The sequence below is a fragment of the Mediterraneibacter hominis genome, assembly GCF_014287475.1.
GTDB classification, from domain to species: domain Bacteria; phylum Bacillota; class Clostridia; order Lachnospirales; family Lachnospiraceae; genus Mediterraneibacter; species Mediterraneibacter hominis.
Window position 1 is genome coordinate 132,535 of the sequence record NZ_JACOPF010000004.1, and the last position, 14,704, is coordinate 147,238.

General features: G+C 43.3%; 18 protein-coding genes. 1 reads left to right on the plus strand and 17 read right to left on the minus strand.

Translation table 11 applies throughout. The features are described 5' to 3' along the window. Window positions 1-97 precede the first annotated feature (97 nt). From H8S37_RS15120 to mtaB, 8 genes are all read right to left on the minus strand, one after another. On the minus strand, window positions 98-1,324 hold the full coding sequence (locus tag H8S37_RS15120; RefSeq protein ID WP_186876906.1) for a peptidase U32 family protein: 1,227 nt from the start codon (window positions 1,322-1,324) through the stop codon (window positions 98-100). Window positions 1,325-1,380: 56 nt separating this feature from the next. Then, window positions 1,381-2,037, minus strand: a complete 657-nt coding sequence (locus H8S37_RS15125) for an O-methyltransferase (RefSeq protein WP_186876907.1) — start codon at window positions 2,035-2,037, stop codon at window positions 1,381-1,383. Between the two features lie 3 nt (window positions 2,038-2,040). After that, window positions 2,041-3,711 (minus strand): ribonuclease J, encoded by a 1,671-nt coding sequence (locus H8S37_RS15130; RefSeq protein WP_186876908.1) that lies wholly within the window; start codon window positions 3,709-3,711, stop codon window positions 2,041-2,043. A 130-nt stretch (window positions 3,712-3,841) separates the two neighbouring features. Next, window positions 3,842-4,303: a Fur family transcriptional regulator gene (locus tag H8S37_RS15135; protein ID WP_186876909.1), complete on the minus strand. Its 462-nt coding sequence runs from the start codon at window positions 4,301-4,303 to the stop codon at window positions 3,842-3,844. Between the two features lie 57 nt (window positions 4,304-4,360). After that, window positions 4,361-4,621 carry a DUF1292 domain-containing protein gene (locus H8S37_RS15140; RefSeq protein ID WP_186876910.1) on the minus strand — a complete coding sequence of 87 codons (261 nt, stop codon included), beginning with the start codon at window positions 4,619-4,621 and terminating at the stop codon, window positions 4,361-4,363. 37 nt (window positions 4,622-4,658) lie between these two features. Next, on the minus strand, window positions 4,659-5,096 hold the full coding sequence (gene ruvX / locus H8S37_RS15145; protein WP_186876911.1) for a Holliday junction resolvase RuvX: 438 nt from the start codon (window positions 5,094-5,096) through the stop codon (window positions 4,659-4,661). Window positions 5,097-5,102: 6 nt separating this feature from the next. After that, window positions 5,103-5,366: an IreB family regulatory phosphoprotein gene (locus tag H8S37_RS15150; RefSeq protein ID WP_186876912.1), complete on the minus strand. Its 264-nt coding sequence runs from the start codon at window positions 5,364-5,366 to the stop codon at window positions 5,103-5,105. A gap of 86 nt (window positions 5,367-5,452) precedes the next feature. Next, window positions 5,453-6,763 (minus strand): tRNA (N(6)-L-threonylcarbamoyladenosine(37)-C(2))-methylthiotransferase MtaB, encoded by a 1,311-nt coding sequence (mtaB, locus tag H8S37_RS15155; RefSeq protein ID WP_186876913.1) that lies wholly within the window; start codon window positions 6,761-6,763, stop codon window positions 5,453-5,455. 105 nt (window positions 6,764-6,868) lie between these two features. On the opposite strand from mtaB, the gene H8S37_RS15160 reads away from it, so the two are divergent. Beyond that, complete coding sequence (locus H8S37_RS15160; RefSeq protein WP_059068210.1) at window positions 6,869-7,102, plus strand: HPr family phosphocarrier protein; 234 nt, start codon at window positions 6,869-6,871, stop codon at window positions 7,100-7,102. Window positions 7,103-7,153: 51 nt separating this feature from the next. Here H8S37_RS15160 and thiI read toward each other — a convergent pair whose 3' ends face one another. The 9 genes from thiI to moaC are packed head-to-tail and all read right to left on the minus strand — an operon-like array spanning window position 7,154 to window position 14,624. Continuing rightward, window positions 7,154-8,335 carry a tRNA uracil 4-sulfurtransferase ThiI gene (gene thiI / locus H8S37_RS15165; protein ID WP_186876914.1) on the minus strand — a complete coding sequence of 394 codons (1,182 nt, stop codon included), beginning with the start codon at window positions 8,333-8,335 and terminating at the stop codon, window positions 7,154-7,156. A 49-nt stretch (window positions 8,336-8,384) separates the two neighbouring features. After that, entirely contained in the window at window positions 8,385-9,539 is a 1,155-nt protein-coding gene (locus tag H8S37_RS15170; RefSeq protein WP_186876915.1) for a cysteine desulfurase family protein, read from the minus strand. A 42-nt stretch (window positions 9,540-9,581) separates the two neighbouring features. Next, window positions 9,582-10,319, minus strand: coding sequence for a 16S rRNA (uracil(1498)-N(3))-methyltransferase (locus H8S37_RS15175; RefSeq protein ID WP_186876916.1), 738 nt, complete (start codon window positions 10,317-10,319; stop codon window positions 9,582-9,584). Between the two features lie 10 nt (window positions 10,320-10,329). Next, window positions 10,330-11,283, minus strand: coding sequence for a 50S ribosomal protein L11 methyltransferase (gene prmA, locus H8S37_RS15180; RefSeq protein WP_186876917.1), 954 nt, complete (start codon window positions 11,281-11,283; stop codon window positions 10,330-10,332). Continuing rightward, on the minus strand, window positions 11,280-12,167 hold the full coding sequence (locus H8S37_RS15185) for a glycoside hydrolase family 25 protein (RefSeq protein WP_186876918.1): 888 nt from the start codon (window positions 12,165-12,167) through the stop codon (window positions 11,280-11,282). Before H8S37_RS15185 ends, prmA begins: the two co-directional genes overlap by 4 nt. After that, window positions 12,164-12,604 carry an MOSC domain-containing protein gene (locus tag H8S37_RS15190; RefSeq protein ID WP_186877039.1) on the minus strand — a complete coding sequence of 147 codons (441 nt, stop codon included), beginning with the start codon at window positions 12,602-12,604 and terminating at the stop codon, window positions 12,164-12,166. Before H8S37_RS15190 ends, H8S37_RS15185 begins: the two co-directional genes overlap by 4 nt. Before the next feature lies 1 nt (window position 12,605). Beyond that, entirely contained in the window at window positions 12,606-13,607 is a 1,002-nt protein-coding gene (moaA, locus tag H8S37_RS15195; RefSeq protein ID WP_186876919.1) for a GTP 3',8-cyclase MoaA, read from the minus strand. Beyond that, window positions 13,600-14,103, minus strand: a complete 504-nt coding sequence (locus H8S37_RS15200) for a MogA/MoaB family molybdenum cofactor biosynthesis protein (protein ID WP_186876920.1) — start codon at window positions 14,101-14,103, stop codon at window positions 13,600-13,602. Before H8S37_RS15200 ends, moaA begins: the two co-directional genes overlap by 8 nt. Before the next feature lie 17 nt (window positions 14,104-14,120). Then, the gene (gene moaC / locus H8S37_RS15205; RefSeq protein ID WP_186876921.1) at window positions 14,121-14,624 is read right to left on the minus strand and encodes a cyclic pyranopterin monophosphate synthase MoaC; all 504 of its coding nucleotides are present in this window, start codon (window positions 14,622-14,624) and stop codon (window positions 14,121-14,123) included. Window positions 14,625-14,704 lie beyond the last annotated feature (80 nt).

Consider the following 14,704-nt stretch of genomic DNA (forward strand, 5'->3'; position numbering starts at 1 on the left):
AAAGGTTTATATATACTGCATAACACAAAAAGGAACTCTGTTTTTTCTGTCACTATTCTCTTTCAAGAGCCACTGCTGTTTTCGATACAGACAGGCTTTATTTCTCGGCTCTTCTTAAAATATCATACTTTTCTGCTTCCCCGTCTAATTCTACGAACAGCGTCTGTTTCGGATGGGGAGCGCTGTTTTGTTCTTCTCCGTCCACATTTATAATCCTCTTTACTGTCGTTTCTATGTTTCTCCCGTCAGGCTTCATAATTTCTATTTTTTCTCCGACAGAAAATTTGTTGCGCTGTTCAATCCGGACGCGGCCCTCTCTTATTTCTTCTACAATCCCCAGATACGTATATTCTTTTACATACGTATTGCTGTCATAAATCTGTGTATTTTCATCCGGCTTTCCAAAGAAAAAGCCTGTTGTAAACTGGCGGTACGTACAGTTTGAGATCTGTTCTAAATACCAGGGCATATTTTGCTCATACAGCTTTGGATCCCTCTGGTAATCGTCGATCGCCTTCCGGTATGTCCTCGCCACCGTCGCTACATACAAGGCTGTTTTCATCCTTCCTTCCACCTTCAGACTGTCAATGCCTGCACCAAGCAGTTCCGGAATATATTCTATCATACACAAATCTTTTGAATTAAAAATATACGTTCCCCGTTCATTTTCATAAACCGGCATGTATTCTCCCGGCCGCGTCTCCTCTACAACAGCATACTTCCAGCGGCACGGATGCGTGCAGGCGCCGCGGTTTGCATCTCTGCCAGTAAAATAATTACTCAAAAGACAGCGTCCGGAGTAGGATATGCACATCGCCCCATGTACAAATGCTTCTATCTCCAGATCCTCCGAGATATTTTCTCTCAATTCCTTTATCTCTTTTAATGACAGCTCCCGCGCCGCAACGACACGGCTTGCACCTTGTTTATGCCAGAACTGATATGTCCCGTAATTCGTATTATTTGCCTGTGTACTGACATGCCGTTCGATTTCAGGACAGACTTCTTTTGCAATCTCAAAAACGCCTGGATCCGCGATAATCAAACCATCTGGCTTTATCGCCTTTAACTCTTCAAAATATGCTTTTACTCCGGGCAAATCCTCATTGTGGGCCAAAATATTTGCTGTCACATATACCTTCACGTCATGTGCATGTGCAAAAGCAATTCCCTCCTGCATCTCTTGCATCGTGAAATTCTTTGCCTTTGCCCGAAGTCCAAATGCCTCCCCTCCGATATACACTGCATCTGCTCCAAATACTACCGCGGTCTTCAGCACTTCTAAACTGCTCGCGGGAATCAGTAATTCAGGATGTCTGCTCATACTTTTTTTCCTTTCTCTTTGATGTAACATCTCTTTAACAGAAGTAGGGCTTTTACTCAACCTATCCTGCCGGAATTTTTCACACTGACTGCCACACCGTCTCCTAGTGGAAGGATCGACGTAACCAGTTCTTTTGTATGTTTCAGTTCGTACAGATATTCTCTCATTCTGGCATGAATCGTACGGTTTCGGCGTTCTACCGCAAATCTGGACTCGATAACTTCCCCGTCCTGCATAACATTATCCGATACCAAAACCCCGCCCTTGTCAAGAAGGCGAAGTACCTCTGGAAGATAATGAATGTACTGCCCCTTAGCCGCATCCATAAAAATAAAATCATACGACCCGTTTAACTCCTTTAAAACCTGGGCAGCATCTCCCTCTATTAAAACAATATGTTCTTCCTTTCCGGCCCGCCGGAAATTTTCCCTTGCCAGAGGAATCCGTTTTTCATAGTTTTCAATCGTCGTTATCCGACAGTCTGCCGGAACACATTCACTCATCAGCAACGCAGAAAATCCTACCGCTGTCCCAACCTCTAAAATGTTCTCTGGTTCTTTCAGTGCCAGAAGCATTTTAAGGAAGCTCTGCATCTCCTTCCTTACGATTGGCACGTGAGACGCCAGAGCTTCCTTTTCTATTTTTTCTAATATTTCGCTATTCTGCGTTTCGAAAGAATTGATGAATGTAACGATACGTTCATCTACTATCATCTCTTACACATCCACATCCATAATAATCGGAATAACCATTGGTTTTCTCTTTGTCTTTTTCCAGATAAAGTCATTCATAGTATCCCGAATCACCAGTTTAATTTTATTCCAGTCTGTATTTCGTCCGGAAAGACATTTGTCCAGGGCATCTGATACGACATTTCTTGCCTCTTCCATAAGACCTTCTGACTCTCTTACATAGACAAAGCCTCTGGACACAATATCCGGTCCGGCCAAAAGACGATTCGTCCTGCGCTCCAGTGTCAGCACTACGATCATGATGCCGTCCTCCGCAAGGTGCTGTCTGTCACGCAGTACAATATTTCCTACATCTCCAACTCCAAGTCCGTCTACAAGAATTGCACCCGTATGCACCTTATCTACGACCTTCGCCTCTTCCTCACTGACCTCCAAAACATCTCCTGACTGTATAATAAACGTATTCTCTTTCGGAATTCCAAGTGACTTTGCAATCTCTGCATTTGCCTTTAAATGTCTGTATTCTCCATGCACCGGTATCGCATACTTAGGTTTTACAAGGGAATAAATCAATTTCAGCTCCTCCTGGCATGCATGCCCGGAGACATGCGCATCCTGGAAAATGACCTCCGCGCCTTTTGCTGACAGTTCATTGATCACGCGAGATACAGACTTTTCATTCCCTGGAATCGGATTGGAGCTAAAAATAATGGTGTCATTCGGCTGAATTGTCACCTTGCGGTGTACATCTGCCGCCATACGCGACAATGCTGCCATAGATTCTCCCTGGCTTCCCGTTGTGATAAGCACCATCTTCTCCGGCGGGTAATTCTTCATCTGATCGATCTCAATCAGTGTATTGTCCGGCACATTTAAGTACCCTAATTCTGACGCCGTAGAAATAATATTCACCATGCTGCGCCCTTCCACAACAACCTTCCGTCCATATTTATATGCGGAGTTAATAATCTGCTGTACACGATCTACATTGGATGCAAAAGTAGCAATAATCAGGCGTGTATTCTGATGCTCCGCAAAAATGTGGTCAAACGTAATCCCCACTGTCCTCTCGGACTGTGTAAATCCCTTGCGCTCCGCATTCGTACTGTCAGACATCAGCGCCAGCACACCCTTCTTGCCAAGCTCCGCGAAACGCTGTAAATCGATTGCGTCTCCAAATACCGGAGTATAGTCCACCTTAAAGTCTCCCGTATGCACTACAATGCCGGCAGGAGAATAAATTGCCAGAGCAGACGCATCCTGTATGCTGTGATTTGTCTTGATAAACTCAATCCTGAATTTCCCCAGATTAATCGACTGCCCGTGACGTACCACCTTACGCTTTGTCCCTCTTACCAGATTATGTTCTTTTAGTTTATTCTCAATAATTCCCATTGTCAGCTTTGTCGTATAAATCGGCAGATTGATCTCTTTTAATACATAAGGCAGCGCTCCTATATGGTCCTCATGTCCGTGAGTAATCACAAACCCTTTTACTTTCTCCGCATTATCCTTTAAATAGGTGACATCTGGTATTACCAAATCAATCCCCAGCATATCATCCTCCGGAAACGCAAGCCCGCAGTCTACCACAATGATGCTATCCTCAAATTCAAATGCCGTAATATTCATACCTATCTGCTCAAGACCGCCCAATGGTATAATACGCAATTTCCCTTTATTTTCTTTTTTCAAAAATTCAACACCTCCATCAGTTTTATGTAATCCCTTACATTTTCATAAAAAGGAGTGTCCATACTTTCTTGCACACGAAAAAAAACAGCAGTTTATGTAAGCTGCTCATAAGCTTCGGCGTACAGAAGGATTATTTTTCCTTTTTCAAACACTCTTTACACTGTCCGTAAAACTTCAGCTCATGGTCCAGTACATGAAATCCGGTTGCCTCTTCAATGTGACTCTCCAACTCATCTAGGAGGTCGTCTCCAAAAGGAATTACCTTCTTGCATGTCCGGCATATTAGATGATGGTGATTATGTTTCATCTCTCCTTCGAAGAGATGACCAATCTCATAACGCACACACCCATCATCCAGATTAATCCGATCCACCAGCTGCATATCCCACAGAAGCTGCAAAGCGCGGTAAACTGTTGCCAGTCCAATCTCCGGATAGTTTTCTGACACCAGCTCATAAATATCTTCCGCAGTCATATGTCTGCCACTGTTTTCTGCCAGCACTGACAAAACGAGCAGCCTCTGATGTGTTACCTTCAGTCCTTTTTCTTTTAATTTCGCTTTCAGCAGTTCCTGCACCTTTTTTTGTTCCATCAGTGATACTCCATTTTATGCTGTAAGTAAATCTATTGTAAATATCCAAAAAGGATTTTACATTTCAATGTTTACGTCTTCTAACAGCTCCTCAAAAACTTTGGATACTGCCAGAAGCTCTGTATCTTCTTCCACAATCTCATAGACGCTTTCCGCCGTCCTGCCTTCCGTTACTTCCTTTAAAATCAGACATTCGGCGTCGTCCTTTTGTGAATCCGTTACGAGTATGTAGACAAAGCCTCCTATTTTCGTCTGTTCCAGCACGAAAAATTCAGCCTCTCCACTTCCATCTGCGAACGCAAACTTAATTTTTTCCATTTAAGAGCCCCTTATCTGGTTTTCACTTCTGCCCTATCTATAATTCCTTGTTTTTCATGTACAAAGAATCTAAGTATCCCTGCAGAATGAATACCGCCGCAATCTTATCAATATATTTTTTACGATTTTCCCGCCTTACTTTACTCTCCATCAACACACGCTCTGCTGCTACTGTAGTCAGTCTCTCATCCCATAGTTCAACTTCCAAACCTGTCCTGCGCAAGAGCATATCACGAAATTCCATTGTCTTTTCTGCGCGTTCTCCGATATCATTATTCATGTGTTTTGGAAAACCAAGCACAATCTTCTCTACCCCGTATTCTTTCACCAGTTCTTCTATACGTGCCAGAGTACGGCGCAGCTTGTTCTCCTCTTTCCGTTCGATTGTCTCTACTCCCTGGGCAGTCAGACTAAGTCCGTCACTTACTGCGACTCCTACTGTCTTTGTGCCATAATCCAGTCCCATAATTCTCATATCCGATTATTCCCAAGAATGGTGCTCAATATACGCTTTTAATAATTCTTCTACCAGTTCATCCCTCTCTACTTTCATAATGAGGCTTCGCGCTCCATTATAACTGGTAATGTAAGTCGGGTCACCCGACATAATATATCCTACGATCTGGTTTACCGGATTATACCCCTTCTCTTTGAGCGCCTTGAACACAATTTCCAGTATATCTTTTGCTGAAATCTGCGGCCCTGGCTCTACCTGAAAAAACTGGGTATTGCTTAAATCGCTCATGTTTTCTCCTCCTTTTCATCTGCAAATCATTCTGACCGAAATGCCAAATATCCTATTTACAATTCTAATATAACCCTTTTTAAAATTCAATGAATAATTTGCAAATCGTTGTCAATTTGAACTTTTATGATACAATTTTTCAAATTTCTGTCGTCTTCTAGTGCAATTTTCATATATTCCTTTGTATGTCCCGTCCAGACTTTTTTTCCATTATATACTGCCTGCTCTTCAATCAGCACTTCTGCTTCCCTGCCCTTGTATTCTTGGATATACTTTCTCCGGTTTTCTTCTCCTAAAGCTATCAGGACACTGCTCCTTTCAGCCTTTATGTGTTCCGGCACCTGGTTGTCCATTTCTGCCGCTTTCGTCCCTTCCCGCCTGGAATATTTAAAAATGTGGGTTTCATAAAATCCGACTTTTTCAATAAATTTCTTTGTTGTTTCAAACTCTTCTTCTGTCTCCTGCGGAAATCCAACGATAACGTCCGTAGTCAACGCGGGATTCTGAAAATGCTTTCTTAGAATATTACATTTTTCGTAGTATTCTGCGCTTGTATATCTGCGGTTCATCCGCTTTAATGTCGCGTCACAGCCGCTTTGCATAGACAGGTGAAAATGCGGACAGATTTTAGGAAGCTTAGACAGTGCCTCTGCAAATTCTTCCGTCACAATCCGCGGTTCTAAAGAGCCGAGCCGGATTCGTTTGATTCCGTCTATCTCATGCACCGATAGAATCAGGGAAAGAAGATCTTCTTTTTTTTCTTTAAAATCGATCCCATAAGAGCTTAAATGAATCCCCGTCAACACGATTTCCTGATAACCGTTTCGCGAAAGTGTTTCTACTTCTCTTAACACATCTTCCTTGTCTCTGCTGCGCACTCTGCCTCTGGCATAGGGAATAATACAATAGGAGCAAAACTGATTACAGCCGTCTTGAACCTTAATATAAGCGCGGGTGTGCTCCTGGGGATTCGTAAGATACATTCTTTCATATTCCTGTGTATGCTGTATATCAGCCAACTCCTCTATTCCCGCACCTGTTCCTGTCTCTTGTTTTTCAAAAAATTCTTCGAGAACTGAAACCAAATCTTTTTTTCTGTTATTCCCAAGTACAATATCAATACAGGAATCCTTTTCGTCTTTCTTGTCCTGCGCCTGCACATAACACCCCGCTGCCACCACAACCGCATTTGGGTTCATTTTTCTGGCTCGGTGAAGCATCTGGCGCGATTTTCTGTCTGCTATATTTGTGACCGTACAGGTATTAATGACGTAAACGTCTGCCCCCTCCTGGAACGGAACGATTTCATATCCCGCCTTTTCCAGCATCTCCTGCATGGCTTCCGTTTCATAAGCGTTTACTTTACATCCTAAATTATGCAATGCTGCTTTTTTCATTGTTTATTTTCCTTCTTTGTTTCTTGACTTTTAAATGGCTATCCCGTAGAATATATGTAAGGTTCATAAGAACCAGCAGTATGTATATCAAGGAGGGATGGTAACATGAAAACTGTACAGATTTCTTTAAATTCTATCGACAAAGTAAAGTCATTCGTCAACGAGATTACAAAGTATGACAACGACTTTGATTTAGTATCCGGAAGATATGTAATAGATGCCAAATCAATCATGGGTATTTTCAGCCTGGATCTTTCTAAGCCGATTGATTTAAATATCCATGCAGATGGAGATTTAGACAATATTATGAAAGCTCTGGAACCTTACATCATTAAATAAGAAAGCCAAAAGCTGTCTCCTCTGTGAGACAGCTTTTAACTGTCTTTCGTATTATTTCACCAGTATGATTTCCGCAGTTTCAACTGCCTCTCTAAAAAGACTTGCCATCTTCTCGTTTAAGTTTTCTTCTGATTTCTCTATTCGTTCTAAATTTGGCTTTGTCACCGGATGCTTTGCCACAAAAATCGTACAGCAGTCCTCATAAGGCTGAATGGACGTCTCATACGTGTCTATCTTCTCTGAAATTTCTACAATTTCTTTCTTGTCAAATCCGATTAAAGGGCGGTACACCGGCATGGTACATACCGCATTTGTCACAGCCAGACTTTGCATTGTCTGACTTGCTACCTGTCCGATACTCTCTCCCGTTACCAGCCCCAGACATCCGTCCTTTTTTGCAAAATACTCTGCTATCTTCATCATATACCGCCGCATAATAATCGTCAGCTCTTCATGCGGGCACTGCTCATAAATGTATAGCTGTATATCTGTAAAATTCACCACATGCAGCTTTATCGGGCCGGCATATTTTGAGACAATTCCGGCAAGATCCACCACTTTTTCTTTTGCCCGTTCACTTGTGTACGGCGGTGCATGAAAATAAACTGCTTCCAGCTCCACTCCACGTTTCGCCACCATATAGCCGGCAACCGGACTGTCAATCCCGCCGGAAAGCAAAAGCATTGCACTTCCATTTGTTCCCACCGGCATTCCGCCCGGCCCCGGAATAATCTCTGAATACAGATAGATCTCTTCTCTGATTTCTACATTCAGACGAATATCTGGATGATGCACATCTACCTTCATCTCTGGGAAAGCATCTAAAATCGCGCCGCCCAGCTCGCAGTTTATCTCCATAGAGTTCATTGGATACTGTTTCTTTGCTCTTCGTGCCTCCACCTTGAACGTTTTCTTTTTATCCGGATACATTTCTTCAATAAAATGAATCACATCCTTTTGAAGCTCTTCAAATCCTTTATCCTCTATACGCACAACGGGACAAATTCCCACAATTCCAAATACACTTTTTAAACGCTCTACCGTCTCTTCATAATCATATCTGCCCTCACAGTCTACATAGACTCTCCCATGACACTTGTGGACAAAAAATTTCCCGTCCACTTCTTTTAAGGCAAATTTAATCTGGCGCATCAAAGCATCCTCAAATAAATATCTGTTTTTTCCTTTGATTCCTATCTCACCGTATTTTATTAAAAATGAATGAAATTCCATTTCGCTCTCCTTTGAAAACCTACCTTCACAAAACGCTCCTTTATCTTATTTAGTGTCGTATATATTTCCGAAGCACTGGTATACAATTATATAGTGTTTCCAGTGTATAGTCAATTTCTTCTTTTGTTGTAAACTCTGACATGCTGAACCGAAGGGTTGCGTCCAGGTACTCTCTTGCTGCTCCGATCCCCTTAAGCACTCCGCTGACTGATGGGTGATTGGAAGAACAGGCAGAACCAGACGAAACATAGATCCCTTTTTCCTCCAATGCATGGAGGAGCACTTCGCTTCGGATCCCCGCTACTCCTAAACTGATAATATGAGGTGCACTATTCTCGTCTGTCAGTCCGTGTACTGTTGTATCTTTTATTTTAGAAATTCCTTTAAGAAAATATTCTTTTAACTCTCTCATCAGAGCTACCTTCATATCCAAATCCTGGTATATCATCCAGGAGGCAAGTCCCAGCCCCGCGATTCCAGGAACATTTTCTGTACCGGAACGAATATTTTTCTGTTGTTCTCCTCCAAATACAATAGGCTGTATCTTTACCTTCTCGTTAATATAGAGAAACCCGATTCCTTTTGGCCCGTGTATCTTATGGCCGCTTGCCGTCAGAAGATCAATTCCTGTTCGTTTTGGATAAATGTGATATTTTCCAAACCCCTGCACAGCATCCGAATGAAAAAGAATCTTTGGATTATACTGCTTTACAATTTTCGCCGCCTCTTCGATAGGCTGTACAGAACCCACCTCATTGTTTACATACATGATGGAAACCAGTATCGTCTCTTCACACAGCTCCTCTTTTAATACATCCAGCTTAATTTTCCCATTTTCATCTACTGGCAGATACGTGACGCGAAACCCTTCTTCTTCCAGGTAATGCATTGTATTTAAGATCGCGGGATGCTCAATAGAAGAAGTAATCAAATGATTTCCTGATCTTCTGTTCGCCCGAGCACAGCCAATCAACGCGAGATTATCACTCTCTGTACCACCGGAGGTGAAGAAAATCTCCTTCGGTGCAGCCTTCAAAATTTTGGCAATTCTTTCTTTTGCCTCTTTCACATAATGCTCTGCCTCTATTCCTTTTTTATGCATGGAGGATGGATTCCCATAATCCTGGCACATCACTTTATATACCAGCTCTCCTACTTCCGGATAGCATCTGGTTGTAGCAGAGTTATCTAAATAAACTTCCATGATATTGCTTCCTTTACTTTTTCTTACTATTAAATTATGACATCATCCTTCCAGATGATACATCAATATGGACAATACCGCAAGCCCTGCCGTCTCCGTGCGCAGAATACGCCTGCCCAGGGTTATCACAGATGCGCCTGCCTCCTCTGCCTGTTCTATCTCCCATTTTTCAAATCCGCCCTCCGGACCTATGAAGATTCCTACAGACTGTTCCGGCTGGATTCTTGAGAAGATTTCTTTTGTCTTTTCCATTCCTTCTGCCAGTTCGTAAGGAATCACAAGCATGTCCAACTCCTTTGCACAGGCAAGCGCTTCTTCCCATGATAAAACCTCTCTTACTTCTGGTATCCTGCCTCTGCCCGATTGCTCTGCTGCCCCCTTCGCGATCAGATTCCACCTTTCTTCCTTTCGCCGGCTTTTTTTCTCATCCAGTTTGACAACGCTTCGTTTTGTCTGTACGGGAATGATCTGATATGCCCCCAATTCTACCGCTTTTTGCACAATCATCTCCATCTTGTCTCCCTTGGGAAGCCCTTGAAAGAGATACAGCTTTGCCGGCAGCTCTGTATCGTTTTCCTGTTTTTTTAATATGTCTAAAACCGCCTGGTCCGTCTCGAATTTTTCCAGACAGCACAGATAGGTATTTCCTGCACTGTCGCTGATCGTTACATCCTCTCCGGCTTTCATGCGCAGGACATTTTTCATATGCCTGACGTCTCCGCCCTCGATATACACTTTATTCTCCCTGACGCAGGAAGGCTCTACAAAAAAATGATGCATAATAACTCCTTTAACTTTTTCTTGCAGTGACGCAGACCCATTCTCCCTGGTATGTCACATCCAGCACTTCCAGCCCTGCTTTTTTTACCGCCTCTACAACTGTCTGCTCTTTGTCGTCTATAATTCCGCTTGTAATGTAAATGCCGCCCGGCTTTAACTGATGCACCACTACCGGAGTCAGCTGCGTCAACACATCTGCGAGAATATTCGCCACTACTATATCATAGCACTCGTAGCCTGCCTTATCTTGGATTTCCTTATCATCAATGATATTTCCTATCATAACTTCATACTGATTTTTCGAAATTCCGTTTTCTTTCATATTTTCATATGTTGCTTCAATCGCACAGGGATCCAGATCTGTTCCTACACTGTAGGCAGCCCCGAATTTAAGCGCCAGCATTCCGAGGATTCCGCTTCCGCAGCCTACATCCAGAATTTTTGTCTGCTCCTTTACGTACTTTCGGATCTGTCGGATGCACAGCTGTGTTGTCTCATGCATGCCTGTTCCAAACGCCGTGCCCGGATCGATGTGAATCACCAGTTTGTCGTTATCTTCCGGCTTTACTTTTTCCCAGGACGGAATAATCAATATATCATCCACATAAAACTGGTGAAAATATTGTTTCCAATTATTCACCCAGTCTACATCCTCTGTCTGGGACTCCTCAATCGTCAGTTCTCCTGCATCTACATACGTTCTGATTTCTTCCAGCTCTCTTGTGACTTGTGCAAGAACCGTTTCCTTTTCTTCTCCCTCCTCCAGATAAAAGCTTAAATATGCAACTCCGTCATCTTCCTGGGACTCTGGCAAAATGTCCACAAACATCTGCTCCTTGTCTGACTGGCTAAGCGGTATTTTATCTTCGATTTCCACTCCTTGAATCCCCAAATCCATCAACATGCTGCTGACTATATCCTCTGCCTCTGTGGTTGTCTTTAACCGGAATTTATTCCATCTCATTTTTCTTCCTCCTGAAACCATACATTCAAATCTACCGCCCCTTCAATCCCCGGCACACTTCCCGACTCGGAATACTGCCATACAGAAAAATCATAGGGGCATTGGGGCGTATTTTCATAATCTGCATACCATATATCGTACCCGGTCAGCTCCTCCATGTAAAGTGTAAACGCCATCCATTTCATATTGGCATAAATCATTGTCTCATATCCTGCTTCCTCGATTCTATCGCAGAATATAATACAGTTATCCGTAAATTGTTCTCTGGTATTCTCGTCTGTACGCGCCGTATCTCCTTTTATTTCTTCTGTATCAAATACAACTGGCAGTTCTAGTTTGCGCCCTTCCAAAGTCTGGAGCACAAACTCTGCTTCTTCCTTTGCCTCTTTATCAGAGACAGCCTGCGAAAAGAAGTACACGCCTGTTTTTAATCCGGCAGCCTGCGCTCCCTTTATGTTCTGCTCGAACCTTTCATCTAAAACCAACCTTCCTTCAGCTCCGTATCCGCGGTATCCCAGACGGATAATCGCAAATTCTATGCCGCTTTCTTTTACGACATTCCAGTCGATCTCCCCTTGAAATTCTGACACGTCGATTCCGATTGCAGAAGAAACGCCCTCCTCTCTTTCCTCATAGTATTTATAGCCATTCTCCTCTTTTAAATACCGGTAATCATAGGTACACTTCGGTACATCTGCAAGCAGCGCAGCCTCGTATTTCTGTCCATATACATCCACAAATGTATAGACCTGGTTTTCTCTGTCTGGCTGCTTTTCTTTCTCCACAGCCTGCTCCGCCAATGTTTCCTTTCCTTTTTCCTGGCAAGAAGGAATCAAAGCCATGCACAAACATATACCGCACAAAAAATAAATTTTCCTTTTCATTCTCCTCTTTTCCTGACATATATGGTATCCCCTGCTTCCATCCTGCCTCCGCAAAGCACTTTTGCAAAAATCCCTTCTCTTGGCATAATGCAGTCTCCCATTTTCTGATAAATTTCACACCCATGATGACATTCTTTTCCAATCTGCGTTATCTCAAGCACTACATCATTACAGACCAAACATGTCCCTACCGGCAGTGTTCTAAGATCTATCCCCTGGACAATCAGATTTTCTCCAAATGCCCCCTCTGATACATCTGCTCCCTTTTTTCTGAATTCTTCTATCTTTTCATGGGACAAAAGGCTCACCTGCCTGTGCCACTTTCCGGCGTGAGCATCTCCTTCAATTCCATAATCTTCAATAAATACCGCGCTTTTTATCTCTTTTTTCTGCGTCCCTTTCTTAGCACTAATACAGATGGCCAGCACTTTTCCTATCTTATCCTCCAATTTCAGACATTCCCTTCCTTTCAATATTTTCTTCTTTCTTTGCGGATGCATTTTTTCCAGTCTCTGTAAACTGATGGCAATACGGCTTTTTGGACACTGCTTTTCTAAATGCGTCTCTTACTTCCTCCTTAGAGGCGCCTGTCCGAAGAAGGGGTTTTAAATCCACTCCGGTGTCGTACTGCAGACAGGTCTTTAAATACCCTGCTGCCGTCAATCTAATCCGATTACAGCTCGTACAGAAGGAATGTGACATCGCACTGATAAAACCAATTTCTCCGTTTCTTTCCTCAAACTGGTAATATACGGCAGGGCCATTTCCAAAACACCTCTCTGCAATTCTGCTTCTCCCATATTCTTTTTCTAAAATCTTACGTATTTCCTCCTGGCTTCTTCCCTTATATTTTTTTCCAAGTCCGACCGGCATCATCTCAATGAAACGCACACGTATACCCTGCTCATACGCAAACTGTGCCAGCTTTAAATACTGTGCTTCCTTCACCTCCATAAGAGGAACACAGTTTATTTTCACTGTAAGTCCAGGGCAGGAGCACGCTCTTTTCATCCCTTCTATGACCTGTTTTAGATTGCCGCAGCGGGTAATCTTTTCATATTCTGTTTCGTCTAGTGTGTCGAGACTTATGTTGACTGCATCTAATCCGTTTTTTGCCAGCTCTTCAATCTGATGGGACAAAAGCACTCCGTTCGTTGTCATTGTCACCTGCTCAATACCCGGCACCGCTTTTAACATCCCTATAAGCGCGGCAATCCCTTTCCTTACAAGCGGTTCCCCTCCGGTGATCTTAATCCTGCTGATGCCTTCCTCTGCCCCTATCCTGACGATCTGCACAATCTCATCAAAGGTAAGAATTTCCCTATGTGCTGTCTGTGCGATCCCCTCTTGCGGCATACAGTACACACAACGCAGATTACAGCGATCTGTGACCGAAACACGCATGTATGTGATCTCTCTGCCATACCCGTCTTTAAGCATCCTTTCCACATTCTCCTTCACTGCCTGACAAAATGCCAATTCCATGGCTCAAGGCAGGCAGAATATACTCCAGATTTTCCCGGACTGCCTTTGGGCTTCCTGGAAGATTGATAATCAGTGTCCTCTTTCGTATTACAGATACGCCGCGGCTTAGCATCGCCCGAGGGGTAATCTGAAGAGATGCAAAGCGCATCGCCTCTGCAATCCCAGGGACATTCCGATCCGCTATAGCTAAGGTTGCCTCTGGTGTCCTGTCCTTCATTGAAAATCCTGTACCACCTGTTGTAAGAATCAAATCCACACTATATGCATCACACAGTCTGCACAGGCACTTTTCTATTTCTTCTTGTTCATCTGGAAGCAGTATCTGCTCTGTCACTTTATACTCTTTTGCCTCCAGCATTTCCTTTATCAGCGGCCCGCTTCTGTCTTCTCTTTTCCCTGCATATCCTTTATCGCTCAAGGTAATAACCGCCGCTTTCCATCTTTTTTCCATTCTCTGCCTTCCCTTTCCTACATGATATCCAGTTCTCTTTTCTCTTCGCGTCTATTGATAATCTCTCCACTCTTTCCGCCGGATTTTCTCACCATGTAAATCTCTGTGATTTCCATAGTCTTATCCAACGCTTTACACATGTCATAAATCGTCAGCAGAGCGACGCTTACCCCTGTCAGCGCTTCCATTTCCACCCCTGTCTTTTCTTCTGCCTTCACAGTACAGGTACAGTATACCGCGCACTCCTGATGTTCCAGCTCAAACTGTATCTTACAGTTCGTAAGAGGAAGAATATGACACATCGGAATCAGTTCTGATGTCTTTTTTGCTCCCATAATTCCGGCAGTTGCCGCCACAGAAAGGACATCCCCTTTGCCGATAGTTCCCGCCTGAATCGCTGTAAAGACTTCACGGCTTACAAGAATTTTCCCCTGCGCCTGTGCCTCTCTTTGCGTTACAGTCTTTTCCGTCACATCAACCATAACTGCCCGTCCCTTCTCATCAAAATGTGTCAGTCCCACTTTTTTCTCCTTTTCCTGTTCTGATTCATTAATCTATCTGCTTCTTTTTCCAATACAAGCTTATGAGAGGTGTCTGCAGC

Excerpts from the sequence above, each read along its gene's own strand:
- H8S37_RS15120 (WP_186876906.1), bottom strand. The coding sequence starts at position 1,324 with ATGAGCAGACATCCTGAATTACTGATTCCCGCGAGCAGTTTAGAAGTG.
- H8S37_RS15125 (WP_186876907.1), bottom strand. The coding sequence starts at position 2,037 with ATGATAGTAGATGAACGTATCGTTACATTCATCAATTCTTTCGAAACG.
- H8S37_RS15135 (WP_186876909.1), bottom strand. The coding sequence starts at position 4,303 with ATGGAACAAAAAAAGGTGCAGGAACTGCTGAAAGCGAAATTAAAAGAA.
- H8S37_RS15140 (WP_186876910.1), bottom strand. The coding sequence starts at position 4,621 with ATGGAAAAAATTAAGTTTGCGTTCGCAGATGGAAGTGGAGAGGCTGAA.
- ruvX (WP_186876911.1), bottom strand. The coding sequence starts at position 5,096 with ATGAGAATTATGGGACTGGATTATGGCACAAAGACAGTAGGAGTCGCA.
- H8S37_RS15150 (WP_186876912.1), bottom strand. The coding sequence starts at position 5,366 with ATGAGCGATTTAAGCAATACCCAGTTTTTTCAGGTAGAGCCAGGGCCG.
- mtaB (WP_186876913.1), bottom strand. The coding sequence starts at position 6,763 with ATGAAAAAAGCAGCATTGCATAATTTAGGATGTAAAGTAAACGCTTAT.
- H8S37_RS15160 (WP_059068210.1), top strand. The coding sequence starts at position 6,869 with ATGAAAACTGTACAGATTTCTTTAAATTCTATCGACAAAGTAAAGTCA.
- thiI (WP_186876914.1), bottom strand. The coding sequence starts at position 8,335 with ATGGAATTTCATTCATTTTTAATAAAATACGGTGAGATAGGAATCAAA.
- H8S37_RS15170 (WP_186876915.1), bottom strand. The coding sequence starts at position 9,539 with ATGGAAGTTTATTTAGATAACTCTGCTACAACCAGATGCTATCCGGAA.
- H8S37_RS15175 (WP_186876916.1), bottom strand. The coding sequence starts at position 10,319 with ATGCATCATTTTTTTGTAGAGCCTTCCTGCGTCAGGGAGAATAAAGTG.
- prmA (WP_186876917.1), bottom strand. The coding sequence starts at position 11,283 with ATGAGATGGAATAAATTCCGGTTAAAGACAACCACAGAGGCAGAGGAT.
- H8S37_RS15185 (WP_186876918.1), bottom strand. The coding sequence starts at position 12,167 with ATGAAAAGGAAAATTTATTTTTTGTGCGGTATATGTTTGTGCATGGCT.
- moaA (WP_186876919.1), bottom strand. The coding sequence starts at position 13,607 with ATGCTTAAAGACGGGTATGGCAGAGAGATCACATACATGCGTGTTTCG.
- H8S37_RS15200 (WP_186876920.1), bottom strand. The coding sequence starts at position 14,103 with ATGGAAAAAAGATGGAAAGCGGCGGTTATTACCTTGAGCGATAAAGGA.